The sequence below is a fragment of the Mobilicoccus pelagius NBRC 104925 genome (assembly GCF_000247995.1).
Taxonomy (GTDB): Bacteria; Actinomycetota; Actinomycetes; order Actinomycetales; family Dermatophilaceae; genus Mobilicoccus; species Mobilicoccus pelagius.
In genome coordinates, this window is sequence record NZ_BAFE01000073.1 from 125,242 (window position 1) to 147,405 (window position 22,164).

General features: G+C 70.6%; 17 protein-coding genes. 7 read left to right on the forward strand and 10 right to left on the reverse strand.

What is annotated here, in order from left to right:
- Positions 1-57 precede the first annotated feature (57 nt).
- From uvrA to MOPEL_RS11130, 3 genes are all read right to left on the reverse strand, one after another.
- The gene (gene uvrA, locus MOPEL_RS11120) at positions 58-3,279 is read right to left on the reverse strand and encodes an excinuclease ABC subunit UvrA (RefSeq protein WP_009483006.1); all 3,222 of its coding nucleotides are present in this window, start codon (positions 3,277-3,279) and stop codon (positions 58-60) included.
- Between the two features lie 159 nt (positions 3,280-3,438).
- Positions 3,439-4,182 carry a DUF6226 family protein gene (locus tag MOPEL_RS17785; protein ID WP_009483007.1) on the reverse strand — a complete coding sequence of 248 codons (744 nt, stop codon included), beginning with the start codon at positions 4,180-4,182 and terminating at the stop codon, positions 3,439-3,441.
- 5 nt (positions 4,183-4,187) lie between these two features.
- Positions 4,188-5,429, reverse strand: coding sequence for an RtcB family protein (locus MOPEL_RS11130; RefSeq protein WP_009483008.1), 1,242 nt, complete (start codon positions 5,427-5,429; stop codon positions 4,188-4,190).
- Positions 5,430-5,644: 215 nt separating this feature from the next.
- Between MOPEL_RS11130 and MOPEL_RS11135 the strand changes: the two genes are divergently transcribed.
- The 3 genes from MOPEL_RS11135 to scpC all read left to right on the forward strand — a co-directional run bounded on the left by MOPEL_RS11135 (position 5,645) and on the right by scpC (position 8,813).
- A complete protein-coding gene (locus MOPEL_RS11135; RefSeq protein WP_009483009.1) occupies positions 5,645-6,307 on the forward strand; it encodes an MBL fold metallo-hydrolase in 663 nt (220 codons plus the stop codon).
- Positions 6,301-7,167: an EamA family transporter gene (locus tag MOPEL_RS11140; RefSeq protein ID WP_009483010.1), complete on the forward strand. Its 867-nt coding sequence runs from the start codon at positions 6,301-6,303 to the stop codon at positions 7,165-7,167. The genes MOPEL_RS11135 and MOPEL_RS11140 overlap by 7 nt, the downstream gene beginning before the upstream one ends.
- A 128-nt stretch (positions 7,168-7,295) precedes the next feature.
- The gene (gene scpC / locus MOPEL_RS11145) at positions 7,296-8,813 is read left to right on the forward strand and encodes a succinyl-CoA:acetate CoA-transferase ScpC (RefSeq protein WP_009483011.1); all 1,518 of its coding nucleotides are present in this window, start codon (positions 7,296-7,298) and stop codon (positions 8,811-8,813) included.
- Positions 8,814-8,940: 127 nt separating this feature from the next.
- On the opposite strand, the gene MOPEL_RS11150 is transcribed toward scpC, so the two are convergent.
- From MOPEL_RS11150 to MOPEL_RS17790, 3 genes are all read right to left on the reverse strand, one after another.
- A complete protein-coding gene (locus MOPEL_RS11150) occupies positions 8,941-9,930 on the reverse strand; it encodes a TerC family protein (RefSeq protein ID WP_009483012.1) in 990 nt (329 codons plus the stop codon).
- A 191-nt stretch (positions 9,931-10,121) separates the two neighbouring features.
- A complete protein-coding gene (gene uvrB / locus MOPEL_RS11155; protein ID WP_009483013.1) occupies positions 10,122-12,206 on the reverse strand; it encodes an excinuclease ABC subunit UvrB in 2,085 nt (694 codons plus the stop codon).
- A 119-nt stretch (positions 12,207-12,325) separates the two neighbouring features.
- On the reverse strand, positions 12,326-12,481 hold the full coding sequence (locus MOPEL_RS17790) for a hypothetical protein (RefSeq protein ID WP_009483014.1): 156 nt from the start codon (positions 12,479-12,481) through the stop codon (positions 12,326-12,328).
- Between the two features lie 32 nt (positions 12,482-12,513).
- On the opposite strand from MOPEL_RS17790, the gene MOPEL_RS11160 reads away from it, so the two are divergent.
- On the forward strand, positions 12,514-12,750 hold the full coding sequence (locus MOPEL_RS11160; RefSeq protein WP_009483015.1) for a hypothetical protein: 237 nt from the start codon (positions 12,514-12,516) through the stop codon (positions 12,748-12,750).
- 323 nt (positions 12,751-13,073) lie between these two features.
- Here MOPEL_RS11160 and MOPEL_RS11165 read toward each other — a convergent pair whose 3' ends face one another.
- The 4 genes from MOPEL_RS11165 to rpsA form a co-directional block, all read right to left on the reverse strand.
- Positions 13,074-13,508, reverse strand: coding sequence for an ATP-binding cassette domain-containing protein (locus MOPEL_RS11165; protein WP_009483016.1), 435 nt, complete (start codon positions 13,506-13,508; stop codon positions 13,074-13,076).
- Between the two features lie 121 nt (positions 13,509-13,629).
- The gene (gene coaE, locus MOPEL_RS11170) at positions 13,630-14,817 is read right to left on the reverse strand and encodes a dephospho-CoA kinase (RefSeq protein WP_009483017.1); all 1,188 of its coding nucleotides are present in this window, start codon (positions 14,815-14,817) and stop codon (positions 13,630-13,632) included.
- A 139-nt stretch (positions 14,818-14,956) separates the two neighbouring features.
- Entirely contained in the window at positions 14,957-16,144 is a 1,188-nt protein-coding gene (locus tag MOPEL_RS17320) for a hypothetical protein (protein WP_009483018.1), read from the reverse strand.
- Positions 16,145-16,330: 186 nt separating this feature from the next.
- Positions 16,331-17,788 (reverse strand): 30S ribosomal protein S1, encoded by a 1,458-nt coding sequence (rpsA, locus tag MOPEL_RS11180; RefSeq protein ID WP_009483019.1) that lies wholly within the window; start codon positions 17,786-17,788, stop codon positions 16,331-16,333.
- Between the two features lie 265 nt (positions 17,789-18,053).
- Here rpsA and MOPEL_RS11185 point away from each other — a divergent pair, with 265 nt between their 5' ends.
- The 3 genes from MOPEL_RS11185 (at position 18,054) to MOPEL_RS11195 (ending at position 22,071) form a co-directional block, all read left to right on the forward strand.
- Positions 18,054-19,154 carry a class I SAM-dependent methyltransferase gene (locus MOPEL_RS11185; protein ID WP_009483020.1) on the forward strand — a complete coding sequence of 367 codons (1,101 nt, stop codon included), beginning with the start codon at positions 18,054-18,056 and terminating at the stop codon, positions 19,152-19,154.
- The gene (locus MOPEL_RS11190) at positions 19,154-20,869 is read left to right on the forward strand and encodes a formate--tetrahydrofolate ligase (protein WP_141631320.1); all 1,716 of its coding nucleotides are present in this window, start codon (positions 19,154-19,156) and stop codon (positions 20,867-20,869) included. The genes MOPEL_RS11185 and MOPEL_RS11190 overlap by 1 nt, the downstream gene beginning before the upstream one ends.
- Positions 20,870-20,982: 113 nt before the next feature.
- Positions 20,983-22,071, forward strand: coding sequence for a calcium:cation antiporter (locus tag MOPEL_RS11195; protein ID WP_009483022.1), 1,089 nt, complete (start codon positions 20,983-20,985; stop codon positions 22,069-22,071).
- Positions 22,072-22,164: the final 93 nt, after the last annotated feature.

A 22,164-nucleotide genomic window follows, 5' to 3' on the forward strand; every position in this document is an offset into this window, starting at 1 on the left:
AGGACCCTCCGGGGGAGTCGCGACGAGCCGGGCCGGAGGTCCCCACCCGGTCCCGTGTCAGGTGCGTCGCGCGATCGCGGCCGCCTTGCGGCTCCGTCGGGGCGGCGGAGGCGCCTCGTCGTCGGACGGCGTCGTGTCGCCCTTCGCGGCCGTGGTGGTCCTCTTCGCCGCAGCCTTCGACGTGTGCTTGGCCGGGGTGCCCTCGGACGAGCTCGTCGAGCTCGTCGAGCTCGACGCATCGGAGGAGGTCGCGAGCTTCTTGCCCTTGGTCGAGCCGGAGCCCTTGGCCGAAGCGAGCTTGCCGCCGCGGGCGACGGGTTCGGCGGGTGGGAGGACGTCGGGCACGTGACCGGCACGGGCGAGGACGGGCGCGAGATAGCGTCCGGTGTGGCTCACCGCAACGGCCGCGACCTGTTCGGGGGTGCCCTCGGCGACGACGCTGCCGCCACGGAACCCGCCCTCCGGGCCGAGGTCGACGATCCAGTCGGAGCTCTTGATGACGTCGAGGTTGTGCTCGATGACGAGGACGGTGTTGCCCTTGTCGACGAGGCCCTGGAGCACGCCGAGGAGCTTGCGGATGTCCTCGAAGTGGAGGCCAGTCGTGGGCTCGTCGAGGACGTAGACGGTGCGGCCGGTGCTGCGCTTCTGGAGCTCGGAGGCGAGCTTGACGCGCTGCGCCTCACCACCGGAGAGGGTGGGGGCGGGCTGGCCGAGGCGGACGTAGCCGAGGCCGACGTCGGTGAGGGTGCGCAGGTGACGGGCGATCGCGGGCACGGCGCCGAAGAACTCGACGGCCTCCTCGATCGGCATGTCGAGCACCTCGGCGATGTTCTTGCCCTTGAACCGCACCTCGAGGGTCTCCCGGTTGTACCGGGCGCCGTGGCACACCTCGCACGGCACGTAGACGTCGGGGAGGAAGTTCATCTCGATCTTGAGCGTGCCGTCGCCGGAGCACGCCTCGCAGCGCCCGCCCTTGACGTTGAAGGAAAAACGGCCGGGCTGGTAGCCGCGGATCTTCGCCTCGGTCGTCTCGGCGAACAGCTTGCGGACGTTGTCGAAGACGCCGGTGTACGTCGCGGGGTTGGAGCGCGGCGTGCGGCCGATGGGGCTCTGGTCGACGTGGACGACCTTGTCGAGCTGGTCGAGGCCGGTGACGGTCTTGTGGCGGCCGGGGACCTGACGGGCGCCGTTGAGTTTGTTCGCGAGGACGGTGTAGAGGATGTCGTTGACGAGGGTCGACTTGCCCGAGCCGGACACGCCGGTGACGGCGCAGAGCACGCCGAGGGGGAACGAGACGTCGACGTCGTGGAGGTTGTTCTGCCGCGCGCCGACGACGGCGATCTGTCGCTCGGGGTCGACGCCGCGGCGGTGCTGCGGCACCTCGATCTCGCGACGGCCGGAGAGGTACTGGCCGGTGATCGAGCGTTCGCACCGCTTGAGATCGGCGACCGTGCCGGAGTGGACGACCTCGCCGCCGTGCTCTCCGGCGCCGGGGCCGATGTCGACGACCCAGTCGGCGGTGGAGATCGTGTCCTCGTCGTGCTCGACGACGATGAGGGTGTTGCCGAGGTCGCGCAGGCGCGTGAGCGTGCCGATGAGGCGGTTGTTGTCGCGCTGGTGGAGGCCGATCGATGGCTCGTCGAGGACGTAGAGGACGCCGACGAGGCCCGAACCGATCTGGGTGGCGAGGCGGATGCGCTGGGCCTCACCGCCGGAGAGCGTCGCGGCGGGACGGTCGAGGGAGAGGTAGTCGAGGCCGACGTCGAGGAGGAACCCGAGGCGTGCCTGGATCTCCTTGAGGACGCGCTCGGCGATGGCCGCCTCGCGGCTGCTCAACTCGACGGTGGCGAGGAACTCCGCGCACTCCGCGATGGCGAGACCGCTGACCTCGGCGATGTTGCGGCCGCCGAGGAGCACGGCGAGGGACTCGGGCTTGAGACGGGCCCCCTTGCACACCGGGCAGGGGATCTCCCGCATGTAGCCCTCGTACCGCTCACGGGAGAGGTCGGACTCCGTCTCGGCGTGGCGACGACGGACGAACGGGATGGCGCCCTCGAAACCCGTCGAGTACTGCCGCTCGCGGCCGAACCGGTTGCGGTACCGCACGTGCACCTTGTGGTTGTGGCCGTGGAGCACGGCGTCCTTGGCGCGCTTGGGCAGCGCCTTCCACGGCGCATCGAGGGAGAACGAGAGGTCGTCGGCGAGGGCGGTGAGCACCCGAAGGAAGTAGTCGGCGACGCCGGAGGCCTGCGACCACGGGGCGACGGCGCCCTCGCGGATGGAGAGGTCCTCGTCGGGCACGACGAGCTCGGGGTCGATCTCGAGCTCGGTGCCGAGGCCGGTGCACGCGGGGCAGGCGCCGAAGGGACTGTTGAAGGAGAAGGAGCGCGGCTCGACCTCGTCGGCGTCGATGACGTGGTCGTTGGGGCAGGCCATGCGCTCGGAGAACCGGCGCTCGCTCGGCAGCGCGGCGGGGTTCTCCTCGAGCTCCTCCCGCGTGGGGTCGGTGTCGATGTCGACGAAGTCGATGACGACGACGCCGTCGGCGAGACCGAGGGCGGTCTCGACGCTGTCGGTGAGTCGCTGTTTGGCGGAGTCGTCGGCGCCCTTGGCGACGAGACGGTCGACGACGACCTCGATCGTGTGCTTGCGCTGCTTGTCGAGCTTGGGCGGCGTCGACAGCGAGACCACCTCGCCGTCGACACGGGCGCGGGCGTACCCCTTGGTCTGGAGCTCGGAGAAGAGCTCGACGTACTCGCCCTTGCGTCCCTTGACGAGGGGCGCGAGGACCTGGAACCGGGTGCGCTCGGGCAGGGTGAGGAGCCGGTCGACGATCTGCTGCGGGCTCTGCCGGGTGATGGGCTCGCCACACGTCGGGCAGTGGGGGCGGCCGGCGCGCGCGAAGAGCAGCCGGAGGTAGTCGTAGACCTCGGTGATCGTGCCCACGGTGGAGCGCGGGTTGCGGCTCGTCGACTTCTGGTCGATCGACACCGCCGGCGAGAGGCCCTCGATGAAGTCGACGTCGGGCTTGTCCATCTGCCCGAGGAACTGCCGCGCGTAGGCGGAGAGGGACTCGACGTAGCGGCGCTGCCCCTCGGCGAAGATCGTGTCGAACGCGAGGGAGGACTTGCCCGAGCCGGACAACCCCGTGAACGCGATGAGCGCGTCCCGCGGGATGTCGATCGAGACGTCCTTGAGGTTGTGCTCCCGGGCTCCGCGGACGACGAGACGGTCGCGGGAGGGGCGGGCAGGAGCGTCATTCGTAGGCACGTCGCACATCGTAGGGGCCACCTCCGACAACCCTTCGACCGCGCCGCGCCCCACCTCGCCCCGGACGTCTCCCCCGTCACCGATGCGCGAGACGGCCCGCCGCCCGCCTGTCTCCGCGCGCTCCCGCGGGCTCGCACGTGCGTCGGGGCGTCGACCTCGGCAGCGGGCTCAGGCGAGGACATCCCAGGGCACTCCGGCGACGGCGACGGTCGCACCGGGCGGGAGGTCGGCGACGTCCCCGGCGAGGGCCTGCCGGCACCACCGCACCGCGTCCCCGTGGCCGGGCAGCGGGGCCGCGGATCCGCTCGACACCCCTTCGCTCGATCGGGTGACGAGCGCCGACCAGTCCGGGTGCCGGAGGGCGACGACCGGCCCGGTGACGACGTCGAGGACCTGACGGTCGAGGGCCTCGAGGAGGTCCTCCGAGCCACCGTCGCAGGCGTCGCACCCGCAGTCCGGGACGAGGGCGACGTCGACGGCCTCCCCCGTGTCCGAGGCGGGGACGTCGCCGGGGCGGGCGCGCACGGCGAGGACGACGTGCGGGGTCATGTCCTCCGCGGCCAGGGTCGCGTCCGGGGCGTCGTGGACGAGGAGGTGCATGACCGCCGTCCGCTCTCGGGTGCAGTTCACGCGCCAGGCCTCGACGACGGGGAGGCCTCCCCCGTCGCTCTCCCCCGGCTCGAGAGGCTCGACGGCGAGGCCGGGGACGTCGGCGAGGACGCGCGCCCAGGCCCGCGCCCGCGTGCGCAGCACTCGGTAGCGGGCCGGGTCGGTGACGCGGGAGTACTCCTCCTCGCGCGGCATGTCGTCGAACGACCGCGGCGGGGGCCACGAGACCGGGTCGTCCGCGGCGTGGATGCGGACGACGCGCGCGAGGAGGTCGTCCTCGGTGGGCGTAGACGGCTGGGGCACGGCACTCACCCCTTGACGCAGAGGATCGTGTCGAGCTTGGTGACGACCTCCACGAGCGGGCTCGGCCCCGTCGTCTGCGCCTCGATGACCTCGGCGAGATCCTTGTAGGCGCCGGGGATCTCGTCGAGGACCCCGGCGTCCTTGCGGCACTCGATCCCGCGGGTCTGGGCTGCGAGGTCCTCGACGCTGAACGACTTGCGCGCCTTGTTCCGCGACATGCGGCGACCCGCGCCGTGGGACGCCGAGCACAGCCCCGCCTCGTTGCCGAGACCCCGGACGACGTAGGAACCGGTGCCCATCGACCCCGGGATGAGGCCGAGCTCGCCCCGCCCCGCCCGGATCGCGCCCTTACGGGTGACGACGAGATCGACCCCGTCGTAGGTCTCGTGTGCGACGTAGTTGTGGTGGCACGTGACCCGCCCGGAGAACGTCACGCCGGGGAAGACGCGTCGCACGACGCCCTCGAGGAGCACCAGCATCGACTCCCGGTTGAGAAGCGCGTACTCCTGCGCCCAGTGGAGGTCGTGGAGGTAGGCGTCCATCTGCGGCGTGCCGTCGAGGAACACGGCGAGATCGCGGTCGGGCAGACCGACGTTGTGCTCGAGCCCCTTCGCCGCGTCGATGTGCCGCTCGGCGAGCTCCTTGCCGATGTTGCGGGAGCCGGAGTGGAGCATGAGCCACACCCGACCGTCCTGGTCGACCGTCACCTCGATGAAGTGGTTGCCGCCGCCGAGCGTGCCGCACTGCGCGATCGCGCGGCTGCGACGGTCGGCGATGCGGGGTGCGCGCAGCTCCCGGAATCCCGTGAGGTGCGCCGAGACGCGCGAGGCGAGACCGGGGTCGTCACGAAGGTCGGCGGCGTCGTCGTGGGCGTGGAATCCGACGGGGATCGCCGCCTCGATCGCCGCGCGGAGCGGGCCGAGGTCGTCAGGCAGGTCCTCGGCGGTGAGGGACGTCTGCACGGCGGCCATGCCGCACCCGATGTCGACGCCGACCGCCGAGGGGGCGACCGCGCCCTCCATCGCGATGACCGACCCGACGGTCGCGCCGTACCCGAAGTGCACATCGGGCATCACCGCGAGTCGACGCGTCCACGGCAGGGCGGCAACATTGCGGAGTTGCTGCTGCGCCGACGGTTCGATCGCGTCGAGGTCGGCCCACAGCACGGTGTTCTCCGCGCCGGGCAGCGGCTGCGGGAACGACGGGCGGGCACGCGCGCCGGTGACCTGCGAGGACGTGGTGTTCATGGTCATCGAGTGTGGCGCTCCCCCACCGTTCACGCCACTGCATATCCGTTACGTCACCGCGCGCGGCACGGGCGGGGACCGTCCTCCGCGGCACGGCCGGTCGCCCCCGGCCCGACGGATGCGCGTCATGGGCGAGAATGGGTCGACCGGCGCACGCCCGTCGACCGACGAAGCGTGCGTCCCACGGCCCACCTCGTCCCCGACGGAGGAATCCCATGAGCACCTACACCGGCGACGTCACCCCCGGCGGCCCGAGCGACGTCCGCGACCTCGGCACCCTCACGCTGCGCAAGTGCAGCGTCGGGAGCATGGACAACGACGTCTACCTCCTCATCGACACGGCCACCGGCGAGCAGCTCCTCGTCGATGCGGCCGACGACGCGGAGCGCCTCGTCGGCCTCGTCGAGGAGGGCACCGGCCGTCTCTCCGGCATCGTCACCACCCACCGGCACGCCGACCACACCGGCGCACTCGAGGAGATGGCCCGGCGCACCGGTGCGCCGACCTACGCGGGCGAGAACGACGCCGACGCCCTCCCCGTGGCGCCCGACCACCGTCTCGCCCACGGCGACACGCTGCGGGTCGGTGAGACGACGCTGCAGGTCATCGAGCTCCGCGGCCACACGCCGGGCGCGATCGCCCTCGCGTGGACCGACCCCGACCGCCACGCCCACGTCATCACCGGCGACTCCCTCTTCCCCGGCGGCCCCGGCAAGACGAACTCCCCGGACGACTTCGGGCAGCTCCTCGGCGACCTCACCGAGCGGATCTTCGACCGGTTCGACGACGACACGTGGATCTACCCCGGCCACGGCAAGGACACGACCCTCGGCGCCGAGCGGCCCCACCTCGACGAGTGGCGCGCACGCGGGTGGTGACGCGCCGCCCCCACGTTCCGCCGCTCGTCCTCGTCCTCCTCGCGATCGGCTCCGTCCAGTTCGGCGGGGCCCTCGCGGTGACGCTCCTGCCGCTCGTCGGGACGCTCGGCTCGGTGACGCTCCGCCTCGCGATCGCCGCCGCCGTCATGCTCGCGGTCCTGCGTCCCTCGGTGGCCGGGTACGACCGACACGACTGGGCCACGGTCGCGGCGTTCGGCGGGGCCCTCGCGCTCATGAACACGGCGTTCTACGCCTCGCTCACCCGCCTGCCCATCGGCGCGGCCGTCACCGTGGAGTTCATCGGCCCGCTCCTCCTCGCGGCCGTCCTCTCCCGACTCGCCCGTGATCTCGTCGCGGTCGGGGTGGCGGCCGTGGGTGTCGTCCTCGTCTCCGGCGTCCTCGGCACCGGCGCGCGGCTCGACTCCGTCGGTGTGCTCCTCGCACTCCTCGCCGGCGCCGCGTGGGCGGCCTACATCGTCCTGTCCGCGCGCACCGGGCGCCGCTTCCCCAAGCTCGACGGACTCGCGTTCTCGATGGCGGTTGCGACCGTCCTCGTCGCCCCCGCAGGCCTCGTCACCGCCGGGGCGCGTCTCTGGGAGCCCGACGCCCTCGTCCGCGGCCTCGGGATCGCGCTCCTCTCCTCCGTCCTCCCCTACTCGTTCGAACTCCTCGCGCTGCGCCGCATGAGCGCGGCCGTCTTCGGCATACTCCTCAGCCTCGAACCTGCCGTGGCCGCCCTCGCGGGATTCCTCGTCCTCGGTCAGGTCCTCACCGGCACCCAGATCCTCGGCATGGTCGCCGTCGTCGCGGCGTCCGCCTCAGTGACCCGCCGCGAGGAACCCGCACCGCCCGAACCTTGATGCTCCAGAGGAGGGACCAAGGGCCGGATGCGGCGGGAGGACCACCAGGAGCGTGCCGATCTCGTTACCGTGGTGGCAGTCCCCGGCGGGTACGAAGGTCCGCCGCGGTCCAGTCGGATGGAGGAACGATGACCAGTCGCGTGGGTAAGGCATCCCTGCGGAGCAAGATCATGTCGGCCCAGGAGGCCGCCACGTTCATCAAGGACGGCGACAACGTCGGCATGAGCGGCTTCACCGGAGCCGGCTACCCCAAGGCCGTGCCGGTCGCTCTCGCGGCTCGCATCCGCGAGGAGCACGCCGCGGGCCGCCCGTTCAGCGTCGGCGTGTGGACCGGTGCCTCGACCGCCCCCGAGCTCGACGGCGCCCTCGCCGAGACGGGCGGTGTCCGCACCCGTCTGCCGTACCAGTCCGACCCGGTCACCCGCGCCCGCATCAACGAGGGCACGATCGACTACAACGACATCCACCTCTCCCACCTCGGCCCGCTCGTGCGCGAGGGTTTCCTCGGCAACCTCGACGTCGCGGTCATCGAGGTCACGGCGATCACCGACGACGGCCGTCTCATCCCGAGCTCGTCCATCGGCAACAACAAGGTATGGCTCGACGAGGCCGACAAGATCGTCCTCGAGGTCAACTCGTGGCAGAGCATGGACCTCGAGGGCATGCACGACGTCTACGAGAAGTTCGCCCTTCCGCCCTACCGCCAGCCGCTCCAGATGACGCGGCCGGGCGACCGCATCGGTCAGCCCTACCTCTCGGTCGACAACGAGAAGATCGTCGCGATCGTCGAGACGGAGCAGTCCGACCGCAACACCCCGTTCAAGCCGCTCGACGAGACGTCGAAGGCCATCGCAGGTCACTTCATCGAGTTCCTCGAGCACGAGGTCTCCCGCGGGCGTCTGCCCAAGGAGCTCCTCCCGCTGCAGTCGGGTGTCGGCAACATCGCCAACGCCGTCCTCGCCGGCCTCCTCGACTCGAAGTTCGAGGGCCTCACCTCCTACACCGAGGTCATCCAGGACGGCATGGTCGAGCTCATCGACGCCGGCAAGCTCACCGTGGCGTCGGCGACGGCGTTCTCCCTCTCCCCCGACGCGGCGGAGCAGATGAACAACGACGCGGCCCGCTACCGCCGCAACATCATCCTGCGTCCGCAGGAGATCTCGAACCACCCCGAGCTCATCCGTCGTCTCGGCGTCATCGCCTGCAACGGCCTCATCGAGGCGGACATCTACGGCAACGTCAACTCGACGCACATCATGGGCAGCCGGATGCAGAACGGCATCGGCGGCTCGGGCGACTTCGCCCGCAACGCCTACATCTCGTGCTTCGTGACGCCGTCGACCGCCAAGGGCGGCGCGATCTCCGCGATCGTGCCGTTCGTCAGCCACGTCGACCACACCGAGCACGACACGAGCGTCATCGTCACCGAGCAGGGCCTCGCCGACCTCCGTGGTCTCGCGCCGCGCAAGCGGGCCAAGCTCATCATCGAGAAGTGCGCGCACCCCACGTACCGCCCGATGCTCGAGGAGTACGTCGAGCGGGCGGGCAAGGTCGCCAACGGCCAGCACACGCCGCACGACCTCATGCGGGCCCACGAGTGGCACCAGCGGTTCATCGCCGAGGGCACGATGATGCCGGGTCGCTGATCCGTCGCGGCTCGGCCGCACGCGTGACGAAGCGCCCCGCCCCCGTCGAGGGGGGTGGGGCGCTTCGTCGTGCCCGGCGCGGCCGCAGTTCCGCGCGTGCGGTCCCGTGTGGGCCGCAGAGTCGCGGTCAGGCCGCGGCGTGGTCCCGGCGGGTCTTGAGGAGGGAGGCGATCGTCGTCACGCCGAGGATGAGGACGATGGCTCCGAGCGACGCCGTCGTCGAGATCTCGGGGACGTGGAGGCCCTCCCCACCGTTGATGAACGGCAAGGAGTTCTCGTGAAGGGCGTGGAGGATGAGCTTGACGCCGATGAACGCGAGGAGGACCGAAAGCCCGAGGCTGAGGTAGACGAGGCGCTGGAGCAGCCCACCGATGAGGAAGTAGAGCTGCCGCAGACCCATGAGCGCGAAGATGTTCGCGGTGAGGACGATGAACGGCTCCTTGGTGAGGCCGAAGATCGCGGGGATCGAGTCGAGCGCGAACATGAGGTCGGTCGTGCCCAGGGCGACGATCGTGATGAGCATCGGGGTCGCGACGCGCTTGCCGTCGATGTGGCCGAAGAGCTTGGTGCCGAACTCCCAGGAGGTCGTCGCGCTGAACTTGCGCTCGACGAACTTGAGGACGCCGTTTTCCTGGAAGTCGTCGTCCGCGTCCTCGTCGGAGAGCCCCTCCTTGCCGAGCTTGATCGCCGTGTAGATGAGGAACGCGCCGAAGATGTAGAAGACCCAGGCGAACTGGTTGATGAGCGCGGCGCCGACGGCGATGAAGATGCCCCGGAGGACCAGGGCGATGACGATGCCGATCATGAGCGCCGCCTGTTGGTACCTCTCCGGCACCCCGAACTTCGCCATGATGATGATGAAGACGAAGAGGTTGTCGATCGACAGCGAGTATTCGGTGAGCCATCCGGCGAAGAACTGGATGCCGTAGTCCCAGCCAGAGATGAGGCCGATGCCGATGCCGAACAGCACCGCGGCGCCGACGAAGAACGTGAGGTGGCGGGCGCATTCGGCCATGGAAGGCTTGTGCGGGCGGCGGGCGATGACGACGATGTCGACGAGGAGGAACGCCGTCATCACCGCGAGGGTGACGACCCACACCCACAGGTGTACGTGCATGAGGTGAGAGACCTTTCGGAGGGAACCGTCGGAGGTCTCTCCCGCCCGGGTCGGCGGACCGGCACCCCGAACCCGGTCAGCGACGGCGGCGCCGGGCTGCCTCGGGTCGTGCTGACGAGGTCACCGCGTGGGGATACTCCCCTCCGTGGGTCTGAAGTCTGTCATACGCCGAGCCCGCCCGGTGACGCGGATCACCGGGTCGCCTCGTTCATCTGGCGGAGTTCCTTCTTGAGGTCGGAGACCTCGTCGCGGAGCCGGGCGGCGAGTTCGAAGTGGAGGTCCTCTGCGGCCTGGTGCATCTGCGCGGTGAGGTCCTGGATGAGGTTGGCGAGGTCGCTCGCGGCCTCGGGGACGGCATGGCGGGGCGCATCGGCGGCGGCGCGGCCGCGGCTCTTGCCGCGGGACTGGGTGCGTCCGCTGCCCATGAGGGCCTCGGTGTCGGCGTCCTCGCGGCGGAGTTGATCGGTGATGTCGGCGATCTTCTTGCGCAGCGGCGTGGGGTCGATCCCGTGTTCGGTGTTGTAGGCGATCTGCTTCTCGCGGCGGCGTCGGGTCTCCTCGATGGCGGAGTCCATCGAGGGGGTGACGGTGTCGGCGTACATGTGGACCTGGCCGGAGACGTTGCGGGCAGCGCGGCCGATGGTCTGGATGAGGCTGCGGGTGGAGCGGAGGAAGCCCTCCTTGTCGGCGTCGAGGATCGACACGAGGCTCACCTCGGGCAGGTCGAGACCTTCACGGAGGAGGTTGATGCCGACGAGGACGTCGTACTCGCCGAGGCGGAGTTCGCGGAGGAGTTCGACACGGCGGAGGGTGTCGACCTCGGAGTGGAGGTATCGGACGCGGACGCCCTTGTCGAGGAGGTAGTCGGTGAGGTCCTCGGCCATCTTCTTCGTGAGGGTGGTGACGAGGACGCGTTCGTCCTTCTCGGTGCGGAGGCGGATCTCGTGGAGGAGGTCGTCGATCTGGCCCTTTGTGGGCTTGAGGACGATCTCAGGGTCGACGAGGCCGGTGGGGCGGATGATCTGCTCGACGAACCCGTCGGACTTGGCGAGTTCGTAGTCGCCGGGGGTGGCCGAGAGGTACACGGTCTGTCCGATGCGTTCGAGGAACTCCTCCCATTTGAGGGGGCGGTTGTCCATGGCGCTGGGGAGGCGGAAGCCGTGGTCGACGAGGGTGCGCTTGCGGCTCATGTCACCCTCGTACATCGCGCCGATCTGGGGGACGGTGACGTGGGACTCGTCGATGACGAGGAGGAAGTCCTCGGGGAAGTAGTCGAGGAGGCAGTTAGGGGCGCTCCCCCGCGGGCGGCCGTCGATGTGGAGCGAGTAGTTCTCGATGCCGGAGCACGAACCGATCTGCCGCATCATCTCGATGTCGTACGTGGTGCGCATGCGGAGGCGCTGCGCCTCGAGGAGCTTGTTCTGCTGCTCGAGTTCGGCGAGACGGCCTTCGAGTTCGAGTTCGATGCCGCGGATGGCGCGTTCCATGCGTTCGGGGCCGGCGACGTAGTGGGAGGCGGGGAAGACGTACATCTCCTGCTCCTCGCGCACGACCTCCCCGGTGAGCGGGTGGAGGGTGTAGAGGGCCTCGATCTCGTCGCCGAAGAACTCGATGCGGATGGCGAGTTCTTCGTACATGGGGATGATCTCGACGGTGTCGCCGCGGGCGCGGAAGGTGCCGCGGGTGAAGGCGAGGTCGTTGCGGGTGTACTGCATGCCGACGAACTTGCGGAGCAGCTCGTCACGGCCGATCTCCTGCCCGACCTCGAGCCGCACCATGCGGTCGACGTACTCCTGTGGCGTGCCGAGGCCGTAGATGCACGACACGGAGGCGACGACGACGACGTCACGCCGGGTGAGCAGGGAGTTCGTCGCGGAGTGGCGGAGGCGTTCGACCTCGTCGTTGATCGAGGAGTCCTTCTCGATGTACGTGTCCGTCTGGGGGACATACGCCTCGGGCTGGTAGTAGTCGTAGTAGCTGACGAAGTACTCGACCGCGTTGTTGGGCAGGAGTTCGCGGAACTCGTTGGCGAGCTGCGCCGCGAGGGTCTTGTTGGGTTCGAGCACGAGGGTGGGCCGCTGGACCTGCTCGATGAGCCACGCCGTCGTCGCGGACTTACCGGTGCCGGTGGCGCCCAGGAGCACGACGTCCTGCTCCCCCGCGTTGATGCGCTTCGTGAGCTCGGCGATGGCGGCAGGCTGGTCGCCGCTCGGGGAGAACTCGGAGACGACCTCGAACGGGGCGACGCGTCGCTGCAGATCTGTGGTGGGCCGCATGTGTCACACGGTAGACCCCACCTCCGACACCCCTTCCGTCGTGGCCGGTCACGACGGGCCCGCCCCGCCACGGTCGGCGGCGTCGAGAGGCGACGGGAGGCGTCGTCGCGCCCGTGGCGTCAGGCGACGTCCAGTCGCCGCACCCCGACGACGAGCCCGGCCACCAGGAACGCGGCAACGACGTAGGGCGCCGCCGCGATGAGGTGGCGGCCCGCGGACACGGTGCCGAGGGCCGGTCCCAGCAGTGCGGGGAGGACGAGGAGAAGCACGACCACGACGGGAGGACGATCGCGCGCACCACTCCCGCGTGGAGCCAGAGGACCGCGAGGTCCGTGGCGCCGAGGACGACGACGAGGAACCACACCGCTGCACGTGCCCCGGTCTCGAGGGCACCCGGCGAGGCCGACGACCCGGTGACGGCGACGGCCGCCATGAGCGTGAGCACCGCCGCGACGACCATGCCGAGGTCGACGACGAGGAGGGCGGAACTCACCGCGCGGCGGGTCGCCCCGAGGCCGAGGAGGGACGGCACGAGCCGCGGTAGCGCCGCCGCGAGGACGACGGCGGTCCAGGCGGTGGAGAGGGGGCGATCCAAGCGAGCCCCGTCATCGTCACCCGGCCGGGTTCGGCCGCAATACCCGCGACGCCGTCGAACGGACTGCCACCCGTGGCGAACTCCCACCCGAGCCACCGGCCGACGACGTACAGGAGGGTGACGGCGGCGAGGAGCGCCACAGCCGTCCCGCCGACGGCGCCGAGGGCCCGTCGTCCGAGGACGGAGAGCACCGCGCCCGTGCGGTCCGCGGCCGTGAGGCGGTGCTTCCCCCGCGGGTGTCGAGTTCGTGCCCGGATTCGTGGCCGAGGTGCTCATCGGTGCGCTCCTGTGCTCGGGTCCGCCGGAGCGATGGCCGGCGTGGTGAGGTCGACGAGGACGTCGGTGAGGGAGGCGAGGGAGTCCCCGCGGGAGTGGGCCCGGCGGACGTCGTCGACCTCCCCGGCGGCGACGACCCGGCCGCGGTCGAGGACGACGACGTCCTCGACGAGGGGTTGGATCTCCTCCAGCAGGTGGGAGGAGAGGATCATCGTGCGCGGGTGCGCGGCGTAGTCGGCGAGGAGGGCGTCGTAGAACGCGCGGCGGGTGACGGCGTCCATGCCGAGGTGCACCTCGTCGAGCACGGTCACCTCCGCGCGGGTGGCGAGGGCGAAGGCGGCACGCAGCGCGGCCCGGCCTCCCGTCGAGAGCTTCGCGGGTGTGCGCCGCTCGGGCACCTCGAACGCCTCGAGCAGGGAGGTGAAGAACACGCCGTCCCAGTGCGGGCGCAGCCGGGCGTGGAGGTCGATGTTCGCCCCGATGGAGAGGTCGTCGACGACGAACCCCGCCGCGCGGGGAGCGGGCGGGGTTCGTCGTGTCGGACAGCGGGGGTCAGTCGTGCCAGCCGGTACGGCGGGCCCAGGTCTGCATGCGGGGCCACGCCTCGTTGAACCACGGCTCCTTGGCGGCGGCGTAGGCCGCGTTCGACTCGTGAGCCTCGGCGAGATCCTCCTTGATGCGGGTGTACTCCTCGCGGGCGGCCGGGTCTCCGCGCAGCCAGTCACGGAAGAGCAGCGCGTACTGCCATCCCGCGCTCGACAGCTCACGCACGTGGACGTGGGCGACGCGGCCCGGATCGCACGACCCGTGAAACCGTTTGACCCACAACGAGGGGTCGGGCATCGCGTCGGTCGGGTGGTCCATGCGGTAGTCCTCGACCCGCGGGAACCCCGCGGCGGCGAGGGCCGCGACGAACGCCGGGTCGTCGGCGTCGCGGAGGTCACGGACACCGACCTGGATGTCGACGACGTCCTTGCCCGCCATGCCCGGCACGCTCGTCGAGCCGACGTGCTCGATCTCCGGCGCCCGCTCCCCCAGCACATGGGAGAGCCGATCGACGAGTCGGGCCGCCTGCTGCTGCCACCGCGGATCGTACGGCGAGACGACGGGCGTCGGGCGACGGTGGAAACGGCCGGCCCGGAGGTTCTCCGCGTACGGGACGATCCGGTCGTTCCACACCGCGTCGACCCGGCGGAGGAGGTCCTCCTCGTCGCCGGAGTTGTCGAGGACGACGTCGGCGGCCTCACGGCGCGCCGCGTCGGAGGCCTGGTGACTCATGCGCGCCTGAGCGTCGGACTCGGTGAGCCCCCGTCCCACGAGGCGCCGCACACGGGTCTGCGCGGGCGCCTCCACGACGACGACGAGGTGGTAACGACCGCCCATGCGCTTCTCGACGAGGAGCGGCACGTCGTGGACGACGACGGCGTCCTCCGGTGCGGCGTCGACGTTCTCCTGGGTGCGGGCCGCGATGAGCGGGTGCGTGATCGCCTCGAGATCGCGGCGGGCCTGTTCGTCGTCGAAGACCACTCCGGCGAGGGCGGCCCGATCGAGGGATCCGTCGGCGGCGAGCACCCGGCCGCCGAATCGCTCGACGACTCTGCGGAGCCCGTCACCACCGACCTCGAGCACCTCGCGCGCGATGGCGTCGGCGTCGACGACGACCGCTCCCGCGTCGCGGAGGCGTCGTGCGACGGTCGACTTGCCCGATCCGATTCCGCCGGTGAGGCCCACTGTCAACATGACGACACTCTAGTTCGCCCCGCCCACCTGTGGCAGGGACACGACCGATACCGCCGCCGAGCCGTGCCGGCGACTCACCGCCCCTCCCGCCGGGCGGCGCGGTGGGTGGGCCACGATCGCCCACTCCCCCGGGGCGTCGTCAGTCGGTGCTCACGTCGGCGACGCCTCGCCCAACCTCGAAGGACGCCCGCGTCCGCGTGTCCGTGCACGTCACCGCCTCGGAGGTGGCGCTGCACGTGATCTGGGCGCTCGACATCGAGGATCCCGGCGTGAGGGCGGCCGACCTGCGGCCGTCGACGACGACCGTCGCGTCCCAGCCCGTGCGATGCCAGGAGGCGAGCGGGGCGCCGAGGGCGGCGATCTCGGGCCCCTGCTCCCCGGCGCACATCCGGGTCACGCGTCCGGCCCGGATGAGGAACGTGCGACCGTACTCCCGTCCTTCGCAGGCCGACGCCGGGGAGGCGCTCGGCGCACCCGCGGACGATGCGGTTCCGCTGGGAGTCGGGGAGGTGGAGGGGCGACGCGAGGCGGACGGTGGCGGCGACGGCGGCGGGGTCCACGTCGAGCGGGCGACGTCGCACCAGGCCACGTCGTCATGGACGACGCAGTGGACGTTGCCGTCGGCCGTGAGGAAGCTCCCCGTCGACACGGTGACGCGCCGCGGCCCCGAGGAACGCCGCGGATCGACGAGGGCGAGGCGGTCTCCGCGCCACGAGACCGTGGCCTCGTACTGCGTGACGGGCCCGTCCGCACGATCGAACGCCGTCCACTCGACCCGCACGTCGCCCCCGACGACCCGTAGGTCACGGACCACCGCGTACTTCTGCTTCTGTGCCGTGTCGAGTCCGACCGATGCGGCCGGTGTCGCGGGCCCCGTGTAGAGCACGAGGGTGTCCGGGCGCGGATCGTCGTCGACGGTGCAGCTGAGGACACCGATGAGGTCGAGACCCCCGTCGCCGGTCACGTCGGTCTCCACGGGCGGCACCGGCGCCATCCCCATCGCGTACCCGTCCGTCACCTGCAGGGTCGTCTCCGTCGTGCCGATCGATCCGCGATGGCTCGACAGGTGGTGTAGCGGCAGCCCACACGCCGCGGGAGCCGAGCGGATCGCCGCCGCATCGACGTCGACTCCATGGGTCGGGGCCGCCGTCGTCGGTGCGACGGTGACGATCTCGGGAGGGGGCACCGAGACGACCGGGCGGGACACCGGGGCCGGTGCCGGGCCCCCGGCGCATCCGGTGAGGACGACAGGAAGGAGGACGGACGCCACGGCGGCAAACCGACGGACCCCGATGCGTCGGCTCCACCCCTCCCCGGCCTGGTGCATCCGCCCCTCCTCCGTCCGACAGCCCTCCCTGCCTCCAACGGCCGAATCCCCGCACACCTGAGCACAATTCACCCACCCTGACCGTCGGCACCCACTGGCGGGACACGCGGACGGGCCCCCTCCCTCGTGAGAAGAAGGGGGCCCGTCCGGAGCGTCGACCGAGGGACGAACCCTCGGCGCCCGGGGTCAGTTGCCCGTGAGCTTCTCGCGCAGCGCGGCGAGAGCCTCGTCCGAGGCGAGCGTGCCCTCGGTGCTCACCTGCGACTCCGAGGAGCCACCGGAGGAGTAGGACGTCGTGGTCTCGACACCACCCGTGGCGACGGCCTCGGCGTCGGCCTTGATGGCCTCCTCGACCTGCGCACGGTGCGCCTCCCAGCGAGCGTGGGCCTCGGCGTACTGCCGCTCCCACTTCTGCCGGGCCTCCTCGTAGCCCTCGAGCCACTCGTTCGACTCGGGGTCGAAGCCCTCGGGGTACTTGTAGTTGCCCTGCTCGTCGTACTCGGCCGCCATGCCGTAGAGCGTGGGGTCGAACTCCGTCGTCGCGACCGACGGGTCATTGGCCTGCTTGAGCGACAAGGAGATCCGGCGACGCTCGAGGTCGATGTCGATGACCTTGACGAAGATCTCCTGGCCGACCTGGACGACCTGCTCCGGCAGCTCGACGTGACGCTCGGCGAGCTCGGAGATGTGCACGAGACCCTCGATGCCGTCGTCGACGCGGACGAACGCACCGAACGGGACGAGCTTCGTGACCTTGCCCGGCACGACCTGGCCGATGGCGTGGGTGCGGGCGAAGTGCTGCCACGGGTCTTCCTGCGTCGCCTTGAGCGAGAGGGAGACGCGCTCGCGGTCCATGTCGACGTCGAGGACCTCGACCTTGACCTCCTGGCCCACCTCGACGACCTCGGACGGGTGGTCGATGTGCTTCCAGGACAGCTCGGAGACGTGGACGAGTCCGTCGACACCGCCGAGGTCGACGAACGCACCGAAGTTGACGATCGACGACACGACACCGGTGCGGACCTGACCCTTGCCGAGCTCCTGGAGGAAGTTCGTGCGGACCTCGGACTGCGTCTGCTCGAGCCACGCACGGCGCGAGAGGACGACGTTGTTGCGGTTCTTGTCGAGCTCGATGATCTTGGCCTCGATCTCCTTGCCGACGTACGGCTGGAGGTCGCGGACGCGGCGCATCTCGACGAGGGAGGCGGGGAGGAAGCCTCGGAGGCCGATGTCGAGGATGAGACCACCCTTGACGACCTCGATGACGGTGCCGGTGACGACGCCGTCCTCTTCCTTGATCTTCTCGATCGTGCCCCAGGCGCGCTCGTACTGGGCGCGCTTCTTGCTCAGGATCAGCCGACCCTCCTTGTCCTCCTTCTGGAGGACCAGGGCCTCGACCTCGTCGCCGACGCCAACGACCTCGTTGGGGTCGACGTCGTGCTTGATGGACAGCTCGCGCGAGGGGATGACGCCCTCGGTCTTGTAGCCGATGTCGAGGAGGACCTCGTCACGGTCGACCTTGACGATGACGCCTTCGACGATGTCGCCATCGTTGAAGTGCTTGATGGTGGCGTCGATCGCGGCGAGGAGGTCTTCCTCGGAACCGATGTCGTTGATCGCGATCTCGGGGTGGCTGACAGTCATGTAGTGGGGACTCCGATGCGGACAGATGGTCGGAGGGCGTCGGCGTGTGCCGCCGCCCTGGTCGGACGGTGTGAACAAGAGGTGGTGCTCGTGACCGAGGCGGCCCGCCGTTCGCGGTGGAGGGCGAGATCACCTCGTGGCCGACGCGGGAAGGTTCGAGTGTCGGTGGCCACGCGCGCCCGTGGACACAGCGGGCGCACCCGGTCAGTCTACCCGTGCGCCCGGGACGACGTAAAGCCGGTGTGGCGTCGGCAGACTGTGTCGTATGTCCGCCCCCCACGAGTCCGAGACCGACACCACGCGGGCGCGCCACGACGTGCGTCCCGAGGGTGCCTCCGCGCCCCTGTCGCCGGCCGCCCCCGGCCATCCCGACAACGACGGGCCCGACGACCGTGGCCGCACTCCAGCCACTCCAGGCACTCCAGCCACTCCAGGCACTTCGGACGCGACGGGTGTCGGTGCGGGCTACGACCGCGAGGTGAACGCCACCGAGACCGTGACGGCGAACCGGCACTGGTGGGACGACGAGGCGTCGACGTACTACGAGGAGCACGGCGCCTTTCTCGGCGACGCCGATCTCGTGTGGGGTCCGGAGGGGGTGACCGAGGCGCAGCTCGGTCTGCTCGGGGACGTCGACGGCAGGCGCGTCCTCGAGTTCGGGGCCGGCGCGGCGCAGGGCGCCCGCTACGTCGCCGGACGGGGTGGACGTGTCGTCGCGACGGACCTTTCCCTCGCGATGCTCCACCAGGCCGAACGCATCGACGCGTGGAGAACGGGTGCCGCCCCTCCCCTGCTCCAGTGCGACGCCTCGGCGTTGCCGTTTCCCGACGCCACGTTCGACGTCGTCTTCTCCGCCTACGGCGCGGTCCCGTTCGTCGCGGACGGCGCGGGCCTCCTCCACGAGTGCGCCCGGGTGCTCGTCCCCGGAGGTCTCCTCGTCTTCTCGACGACGCACCCGGTGCGGTGGGCGTTCCCCGACGTGCCCGGCTCGGAGGGGCTCACGGCGACGATGTCGTACTTCGACCGCACCCCCTACTCCGAGGAGGACGCGAACGGAACCCTCGTCTACGTCGAGCACCACCGCACCCTCGGTGACCGCGTGCGGGACATCGCCGCGGCGGGGCTCCACCTCGTCGACCTCGTCGAACCCGAGTGGCCCGAGGCGAACACGGAGACGTGGGGGGGCTGGAGCCCGTTGCGGGGCCGTCTGCTGCCCGGGACGGCAATCTTCGTGTGCCGCCGCCTCGCCACGACCCGAGCGGTCGCACCGGCCCCGACGGCAGCCCCTGTGGCGGGCGACTCCGGCGATGACGACCGGGTCGACCTCGCCGAACCGCCCGACAAGACCCCACCCGAGCGGCCATGATGGAGAGCGTGACCAGCACCAAGAAGCCTCTTCCGTCAGACATCGAGATCGCGCAGAACGCCGAGCTCGCCCCCATCCCCGAGGTCGCCGCGATGGTCGGCCTCGACGAGAAGCACCTCGTGCCCTACGGCCGCAACGTCGCCAAGGTCGACCTCGCCGCCATCGACGAGATGTCCGGCCGCCCCGACGCCAAGTACGTCGTCGTCACGGCCATCACGCCCACCCCGCTGGGCGAGGGCAAGACGACGACCGCCGTGGGTCTCGCGCAGGGCCTCGCGAAGATCGGCCGCAAGCCGGTGCTGGCGCTGCGTCAGCCCTCCCTCGGCCCCGTGTTCGGTGTGAAGGGTGGCGCGGCCGGCGGTGGCTACAGTCAGATCGTGCCGATGGAGACCCTCAACCTCCACCTCACGGGTGACTTCCACGCGATCACCGCCGCGCACAACTTGCTCGCCGCGATGGTCGCCAACCATCTGCACTTCGGCAACGAGCTGGGCCTGGACGAGATCCAGTGGCGCCGGGTCATGGACATGAACGACCGCTCCCTGCGCCACATCATCGAGGGCTGCGGCGCCAAGACGGACGGCGTCACCCGCCAGACCGGGTTCGACATCACGGCCGCCTCCGAGGTCATGGTCATCATGGCGCTCGCCACCTCGCTCACGGACCTCCGCGAGCGTCTCGGCCGCATCGTCGTCGGCTTCACCAAGGACAAGAAGCCCGTCACCGCCGAGCAGATCGGCGCCGCGGGCGCGATGGCCGTCCTCCTCAAGGACGCGCTCATGCCGAACCTCATGCAGACGCTCGAGCACACGCCGGCGTTCATCCACACCGGCCCGTTCGGCAACATCGCCACCGGCAACTCCTCGATCATCGCCGACCGCGTCGGCATCAAGGCCGGTGACATCCTTCTCACCGAGGCCGGGTTCGCCGCCGACATGGGCGCCGAGCGGTTCTTCAACGTCAAGTGCCGCGCCGCGGGGCTCACCCCGAACGCCGCCGTCATCGTCGCGACCGTGCGCGCGCTCAAGTCGCACTCCGGCCGCTACCAGGTCAAGGCGGGCAAGTCGCTGCCCGAGGAGATGCTCCAGGAGAACCCGGGCGACGTCGAGGCGGGGATCGAGAACCTCCGCAAGCACATCCAGATCATCCGCGACTTCGGCGTGCAGCCCGTCGTGGCGATCAACGCCTTCCCCACCGACTTCCCCTCCGAGCACGACGTCATCAAGCGCGCCGCCGAGGACATGGGGGCGCGCGTCGCCGTCTCGACGCACGTCGCCGACGGTGGCGAGGGCGCGATCGAGCTCGCGAAGACGGTCGTCGAGGCCTGTGACGACGAGGTGGACTTCACCCCGACCTACGAGTTCTCCGACTCTCTCGAGACGAAGATCGAGAAGATCGCCACCAAGGTCTACGGCGCGGACGGCGTCGAGCTCTCCCCCGCCGCGAAGAAGTCCCTCGCGATGTACACCGAGCAGGGTTACGGCGACCTGCCCGTCCTCATCGCGAAGACGCAGATGTCGCTTTCCCACGACGCCTCCCTCAAGGGTGCGCCGACGGGATGGACCCTCCCGGTCCGCGAGGTCCGCCTCGCCGCCGGCGCCGGGTACGTCTACGCGATCTGCGGCAACATGATGACGATGCCGGGCCTGTCGAAGACCCCGGCCGCCATGCGCATCGACATCGACGAGAACGGCAACACCGTCGGCCTCTTCTGAGTCGACATCACCGCTGCGGCGGGGCCTCCCACCATGACCCGGTGGGAGGCCCCGCCGCCGTTTCGCGGGACGACGGAACGGCGGCTCGAGGGACGCATGATGAAATAGGGGACATGTCACCACCTTTGCGTCTTCCCTCCTGGACCACCGTCGTCCCCCTCCTTGCCATCCTCACCCTGGTCCTCGTCCTGGGGCGCGAACTCGGCCCGATCCTCGTTGGAGGACTCGCCGTCCTCCTCGGCGCCGCCGTGCTCTCGGCCGTACACCACGCCGAGGTCGTCGCCCACCGTGTCGGGGAGCCGTACGGCTCCCTCGTGCTCGCCGTGGCCGTGACGATCATCGAGGTCGCGCTCATCGTCACGCTCATGGTGAGCGGCGGCAAGGAGGTGGCGACCCTCGCCCGCGACACGGTGTTCGCGGCCCTCATGATCACGACGAACGGCATCGTCGGCCTCTCCTTGCTCGTCGCCTCCCGCCGCCGCGGCACCGCCCACTTCAACTCGCACGGCACCGGCGCGGCCCTCGCCACCGCACTGACCCTCGCGGTGTTGTCGCTCGTCGTCCCGACGTTCACGAGCACGCCCGGCCCGGAGTTCACCGGACCCCAGCTCGTCTTCGCCGCCGTCGCCTCCCTCGTGCTCTACCTGCTGTTCGTCTCGACGCAGACGAAGACGCACCGGCACGTCTTCCTCCCCATCGACGAGGGCGGGGAGGTCCTCGACGAGCACCACGACGATCCCCCGAGCGCGCGTGCCGCATGGACGAGCCTCGCGCTGCTGCTCGTCGCCCTCGTCGGTGTCATCGGTCTTGCGAAGGTCGAGTCGCCCGCGCTGGAGGCGGGGGTCCGCGCGGCAGGGTTGCCGCACTCGTTCGTCGGCGTCCTCATCGCGATGCTCGTGCTCGCGCCCGAGACCCTCACCGCCGCGAACGCCGCTCGTCGCGGCGCGACGCAGGTCTCCCTCAACCTCGCACTCGGCTCGGCGATGGCGAGCATCGGACTCACTATCCCCACGATCGCGGTCGCGTCGATCTGGCTGGAGGGGCCGCTGCACCTCGGCCTCGGTGCGCTGCACATGTCGCTGCTCGCCGTGACGGCCGTGGTCGCCGTGCTCACCGTCGTCCCCGGCCGCGCTACCCGCCTCCAGGGCGGTGTGCACCTCGTGCTCCTCGCCGCCTACGTGTTCCTGGCGGCGAATCCTTGACCGGTCGCCGTCGGCCCTCAGGAGGGGCATAGGACCGCAGGAGCCTCTCACCCCGATGTGGGTGAGAGGCTCCCTCCGGTTCTGCTGCGCGGC